The sequence below is a fragment of the Pedococcus sp. 2YAF34 genome (assembly GCF_052114585.1).
Lineage (GTDB): Bacteria > Actinomycetota > Actinomycetes > Actinomycetales > Dermatophilaceae > Pedococcus.
In genome coordinates, this window is sequence record NZ_JBFRFA010000042.1 from 22,115 (window position 1) to 28,166 (window position 6,052).

Below are 6,052 nucleotides of genomic sequence, written 5' to 3' on the forward strand. Positions count from 1 at the left end.
CGTCGAACCAACAACAGGAGTGATTCCCCCCGTGTCTGGAACCGTCGCGAACCCGATCGGCATCACCAACCCGCCGATCGACGACCTGCTCACCAAGGCCGACTCCAAGTACGCCCTGGTCATCTACTCCGCCAAGCGCGCGCGTCAGATCAACGCCTACTACAGCCAGCTGCAGGAGGGCCTGCTCGAGTACGTCGGGCCGCTCGTCGACAGCCAGGTGCACGAGAAGCCGATGTCGATCGCGCTGCGCGAGATCAACGAGGGCCTGGTCACCTCCGAGCCGATCGAGAGCTGAGCCCGGCAGGGGAGCGGGGGAGCGACAGCGCAGTGGCGCGCATCGTCCTCGGTGTCGCGGGTGGTATCGCGGCCTACAAGGCCTGCTCGCTGCTGCGCCTGTTCACCGAGGCCGGCCACGAGGTGACCGTGGTGCCGACCGAGTCGGCCCTGCGCTTCGTGGGCGCGCCGACCTGGGAGGCCCTCTCGGGGCGCCCCGTGTCGACGGGTGTCTGGGACTCGGTGCACGAGGTGCCCCACGTCCGGATCGGCCAGTCCGCCGACCTGGTGGTGGTGGCCCCGGCCACGGCCGACCTGGTCGCCAAGGCCGCCCACGGGCTGGCCGGCGACCTGCTCACCAACGTGCTGCTCACCGCCCGCTGCCCGGTGGTCGTCGCCCCGGCGATGCACACCGAGATGTGGGACCACCCCGCCACGCAGGCCAACGTCTCCACCCTCATGGAGCGCGGGGTGCACGTGATCCCGCCCGTGTCGGGCCGCCTCACCGGCGCCGACACCGGTCCCGGCAGGCTCCCCGAGCCGGCTGACCTGTACGCCGTGTGCGAGCGCATCCTCGCCCATGGCATCCCCGTGCCCGCGCACGACAAGTACCCGGCTCGCGCCACACCGGTCGACGACGCCGACGTGGACGCCGGCGGAGCAGTCAGTGCCGCCGAGGGCGGGCTGGAGGGGCGCACCGTCGTCGTCTCCGCCGGGGGCACCCGTGAGCCGCTCGACCCGGTGCGGTTCCTGGGCAACCGCAGCTCGGGCAAGCAGGGGTATGCGCTCGCGGCCGTTGCTGCACGGCGTGGTGCCCACGTCGTGCTCGTCTCCGCCAACGCCGAGCTGGCCACGCCGCCCGGCGTGAGCGTCGTACCGGTGTCCACCGCGCTGGAGCTGCAGGCTGCGGTCAAAGAGGCAGCCGAGGGAGCCGACGTCGTCGTCATGGCAGCGGCCGTCGCCGACTTCCGGCCCGCCCACTACGCGGGCACCAAGATCAAGAAGTCGCACGACCCGACCGACCCCGATGCCGCCCCGGTCGTCGAGCTGGTGCGCAACCCCGACGTGCTCGCCGGGCTCGTCGAGCGGCGCGGCGACGAGGCGAGCCCCGTCATCGTCGGGTTCGCCGCGGAGACCGGCGACGAGGAGGGCAGCGTCCTCGACCACGCCCGAGCCAAGCTCGCCCGCAAGGGCTGCGACCTGCTGGTGGTCAACGAGGTCGGGACCGACAAGACCTTCGGCCGCGACGACAACACGATCCACATCCTGCGGCAGGGGTCGAGCCACGTCGTCGACGCAGGTCCCGCGCCCAAGGACGAGGTCGCGGCTGCGGTGTGGGACGCCGTGCAGCAGATCTTGTGACCTAGGTACACTCGCGAGGTCCGTGCGGCCGAGGCTGGCGGGCCCGCAGCCAGCGCCGTTTCCTCGAAGGAGATTTGAGTGTCCGCACGCCTGTTCACGTCCGAGTCCGTCACCGAGGGCCACCCGGACAAGATCTGCGACCAGATCTCCGACTCCATCCTCGACGCGATGCTCGAGCAGGACGCCAGCAGCCGCGTGGCCGTGGAGACGCTGGTCACCACCGGCCTGGTCCACGTGGCCGGCGAGGTCGACACCCGCTCCTACGTGCCGATCCCGAAGATCGTGCGCGACACCATCAAGGGCATCGGCTACGACTCCTCGGAGAAGGGCTTCGACGGCGCGTCCTGCGGCGTGTCCATCTCCATCGGCGAGCAGTCGCCCGACATCGCCCAGGGCGTCGACACGGCCCACGAGAACCGCACCGGTGGCATCGACCCGCTGGACAAGCAGGGCGCCGGCGACCAGGGCCTGATGTTCGGCTACGCCTGCGAGGACACCCCCGAGCTGATGCCGCTGCCGATCTACCTCGCGCACCGGCTCGCCGAGCGCCTGACGGCCGTCCGCAAGTCCGGCCAGGTGGCCTACCTGCGCCCCGACGGCAAGACCCAGGTCACCATCGCCTACGAGGGCGACAAGGCCGTCAAGCTCGACACCGTCGTCCTGTCGACCCAGCACGCGCCCGACGTCTCGCTCGACGACCTGCTCGCGCCCGACATCGAGCAGCACGTCATCCGGCCCGTCCTGGCCGAGCTCGCCGAGACCGGCACCGACCTCGACACCTCCGCCTACCGCAGCCTGATCAACCCCACCGGGCGCTTCGAGATCGGCGGCCCCATGGGCGACGCCGGCCTCACCGGCCGCAAGATCATCGTCGACACCTACGGCGGCATGGCCCGCCACGGTGGCGGCGCGTTCTCCGGCAAGGACCCGTCGAAGGTCGACCGCTCGGCTGCCTACGCCATGCGCTGGGTCGCCAAGAACGTCGTGGCCGCGGGCCTGGCCCGCCGCTGCGAGGTCCAGGTCGCCTATGCCATCGGCAAGGCCCAGCCCGTCGGCCTCTACGTCGAGACGTTCGGCACCGAGACCGAGCCCGTCGACAAGATCCAGGACGCGATCACCTCGGTCTTCGACCTGCGCCCCGGCGCGATCGTCGACCAGCTCGACCTGCTGCGCCCGATCTACAAGGCGACCGCCGCGTACGGCCACTTCGGCCGGACCTCGGCTGCAGGCGTCGACAACGCGTTCACCTGGGAGCGCATCGACCGCGTCGAGCAGCTGCAGCGCGCCGTCAAGGGCTGAATACAGCCACCTGCACCTCCCGCGGCTCTCCACGAGACCGCACCAGCCGACCCGGCCGACGACCTGCCCCGCAGGGCTGTCGGCCGGGTCGACTAGTTTTCCGGTGTGAGCGAGCACCCGGGGTCCGAGCAGCTGGAGCTGATCCGCTCCGCGCTGCCCAAGGCCCCCCGCGCGGCCAAGGCTGCCGGCGAGGCGTTCGCGGCGACCGACCCGGTGGCCGCGGTCGTCGTGGACACCGGCCTCGCGCACCTCGACCGCCCGTTCGAGTACCTCGTGCCGGAGTCGCTGGCCGACACGGCCGTGCCGGGGGCCCGGGTCAAGGTGAGGTTCGCCGGCCAGGACCTCGACGGGTTCGTGGTCGAGCGCAAGGCGGCTGCCGACCACGACGGCCGGCTCGCCCCGTTGCGTCGGGTCGTGTCCCCGGAGGCGGTCCTCACCCCGGCGCTGATGCAGGTGGCGACCGACGTGGCGGCCCACTACGCGGGCACCCTGGGCGACGTCCTGCGCATGGCCGTCCCCCCGCGTCACGCAGCAGCCGAGAAGGCGCTAGCGCTCGAGCCGCCCGTCCCCGACCCGCTGCCCGCCACGGATGGCCCCGGGCCCGCGTGGAGTCGCTACCCGGCCGGACCCGCGTACGTCGCGCGCCTGGCCGCCGGTGAGTCGCCGGCGGCGTCGTGGCTGGCGCTGCCGGCGACGGACCCGGGTGCCGACTGGCCGGCAGCCCTCGCGGCAGCAGCGGCGGCCACCGTCGCAGGAGGGCGAGGGGCTGTGCTGGTCGTCCCGGACCACCGCGACGTCGCGCGGGTCGACGCCGCCCTGACCGCTGCCCTGGGCAAGGGGCGCCACGTCCGCCTCACGGCCGACCAGGGCCCGCAGGCCCGCTACACCGCGTGGCTCAAGGTGCTGAGGGGGCACGTCTCGGTCGTGGTCGGCACCCGCGCCGCGGCCTTTGCGCCCGTCCGCGACCTCGGCCTGGTGGCCTGGTGGGACGACGGCGACGACCTGCACTGTGAGCCCCGCGCCCCCTACCCCCACGTCCGCGAGGTGCTGCTCACCAGGGCCCGCGTGGAAGGTGCGGCGGTGCTGTCCGGGGGGTTCTCCCGCACCGTGACGGTGCAGCGGCTCGTCGACGACGCCACGCTGCGTCCCATCGTGGCGGCCGGTGTGCGTGGGGCCGTCCCGCGGGTCCGCGTCGCGGGGGAGGGGCACGAGCTCGACCGTGACCCCGCGGCCGCCAGCGCCCACCTGCCGTCCATCGCCTGGCGGACGGCCAAGGCAGCCCTCGAGTCAGGCCCGGTGCTCGTCCAGGTGCCCCGGCGCGGCTACGTACCCTCGCTCGCCTGTCAGACCTGTCGCACCCCCGCCCGCTGCACCCACTGCTCCGGGCCGCTGGCGGTCGGTGGTCGAGCGGCCGAGCCGGCGTGCCGGTGGTGTGGCCGGGGTGTCGGGCGCTTCGAGTGCCGCCAGTGCGGCGGCCGCGAGCTGAGGTCGTCGGTCGTCGGTGCGCGGCGCACCGCGGAGGAGCTCGGGCGCGCTTTCCCCGGCGTGCCGGTGCACACCTCCGGAGCCGGCGCGGTGCTCGACACGGTCGCGGCCACCCCTGCGCTGGTCATCGCGACGCCGGGAGCGGAGCCCGTGGCCCTGGGCGGGTACGCCGCCACCCTGCTGCTCGACGCCTGGGCCTCGCTCGACCGCCCGACCCTGGACGCGGGGGAGGAGGCGCTGCGCCGGTGGCTCGCGGCGGCTGCCCTGACCCGTGGGTCCTCGGACGGTGGGCAGGTCGTGCTGTGTGGTGCACCCGGGCACACGACCATCCCTGCCGTGGAGGCCCTGGTGCGCTGGGACCCGGCGTGGTTCGCCCAGCGCGAGCTCGCCGACCGGGCGGCGTTGTCGCTGCCCCCGACCGTGGTCATGGCCGCGGTCAGTGGCGAGCGGCGGGCCGTCGAGGCGGCGGTGGCGCAGACCCGGTTCGAGGAGGACGTGGAGCGACTCGGGCCGTTGCCGCTCAGCGACGACACCGTGCGGATGCTGGTGCGGGTGCCCCTCGAGCGCCGCGGCGAGGCGACCTCGGCGCTGACGGCCATGAGGGCAGTACGCAGCGCCCGCAAGGAACCCGTCAGCGTGCAGGTGCGCGTCGACCCACCCGACCCCGCGTCGTGAACGGGAGCATGCCTCGCGATGCTCAACGGCCGGCCGCAGTCGCCTGCTCGGCTGAGCCGCTCACCGGCCGTCCGCATGCGTGGGGTGTCGTGCAACGCAAGGAGCGAGGGGGACCGATGAACTGGCGTCAAGTGATTGACCGAGGTTCGCGTGTCGGCGGATTGGCGCTCTGGCTCGTCCTGACAGGGTTCATCGGCCTCGGCGTCGTACTGGTGGGAGTCATCGTGCTCACGTGGGTCGAACGCGTGTTGGGCTGACTGCCCCTGTCGTCATCTGCTCGGTGGCGCCGGCGACGAGCTGTCGCGGGCGGTGGGGTGCTTCGTGGCCGCCGAAAGCCGACAATGTTGCCGTGCCGGAGGACCGCATGCGGGATGACGGAGGGTCGGCGGCCCCGTCAGGGGAGGTCGACAGCCTGGTGGCGGGTGTACCGGTGCGCCCGCTCCTCGCGGAGCTGGCCAGGAGACGACGTGGAGGTGGTCGGGCCGTCTGAGCCAGCCGGACCTGGATACCCGTCGTGTCTTCGGCTTGGTTCGGATCACTCGACCCGGCTCAAAGGACGCGGGTGAGAGGACTCGGCTCAGAGCACGCGGATGAGGCCGCGGTCGGGGTTGGCGGGGTCGTCGAGCCAGGACACGAACTCAGGTTCAGGTTCAGGTGCCCCCTCGGGTGGGACCACGGTGAGGCGTCGCTGACCGAGGTGGCTGTCGGGTGGGAGCGCGATGTCGGTCCAGGTGATGGGTCCGCCGGAGGGTGGCTGGTAGGTGCCGGGCGGTGGTTGGGGGTCGCCGCCGGGTGGGGGTGCGGTGTCGGCGGGTCGGGGTGGTCGGATGGTCAGGCCGTGCCGGTTGGTGACGACGAGTCCGTCGGGGGTGTTGGGGTTGCCGGTGATGGTGTGGTCGCCGCGGTCGATGCCGTCGTGGTGGGCGGTGCACAGGGAGATCTGGTTGTGCAGGTCGGT

4 protein-coding genes and 1 pseudogene are annotated in these 6,052 nt (G+C 72.9%); 4 read left to right on the forward strand and 1 reads right to left on the reverse strand.

Going from position 1 to position 6,052, the window contains the following annotated elements; genetic code table 11:
- Nucleotides 1–31 precede the first annotated feature (31 nt).
- The 4 genes from rpoZ (at nt 32) to AB4Z02_RS16905 (ending at nt 5,094) form a co-directional block, all read left to right on the forward strand.
- Nucleotides 32–295 carry a DNA-directed RNA polymerase subunit omega gene (rpoZ, locus tag AB4Z02_RS16890; RefSeq protein WP_056882255.1) on the forward strand — a complete coding sequence of 88 codons (264 nt, stop codon included), beginning with the start codon at nt 32–34 and terminating at the stop codon, nt 293–295.
- Nucleotides 296–327: 32 nt separating this feature from the next.
- A complete protein-coding gene (locus tag AB4Z02_RS16895; protein WP_441972398.1) occupies nt 328–1,635 on the forward strand; it encodes a bifunctional phosphopantothenoylcysteine decarboxylase/phosphopantothenate synthase in 1,308 nt (435 codons plus the stop codon).
- Nucleotides 1,636–1,713: 78 nt separating this feature from the next.
- On the forward strand, nt 1,714–2,934 hold the full coding sequence (gene metK, locus AB4Z02_RS16900; RefSeq protein ID WP_056882253.1) for a methionine adenosyltransferase: 1,221 nt from the start codon (nt 1,714–1,716) through the stop codon (nt 2,932–2,934).
- Between the two features lie 105 nt (nt 2,935–3,039).
- Nucleotides 3,040–5,094 (forward strand): primosomal protein N', encoded by a 2,055-nt coding sequence (locus AB4Z02_RS16905; RefSeq protein WP_441972400.1) that lies wholly within the window; start codon nt 3,040–3,042, stop codon nt 5,092–5,094.
- 577 nt (nt 5,095–5,671) lie between these two features.
- Here the strand turns inward: AB4Z02_RS16905 and AB4Z02_RS16910 are convergent.
- A pseudogene (locus AB4Z02_RS16910) lies at nt 5,672–6,052 on the reverse strand (hypothetical protein); the annotation flags it as partial.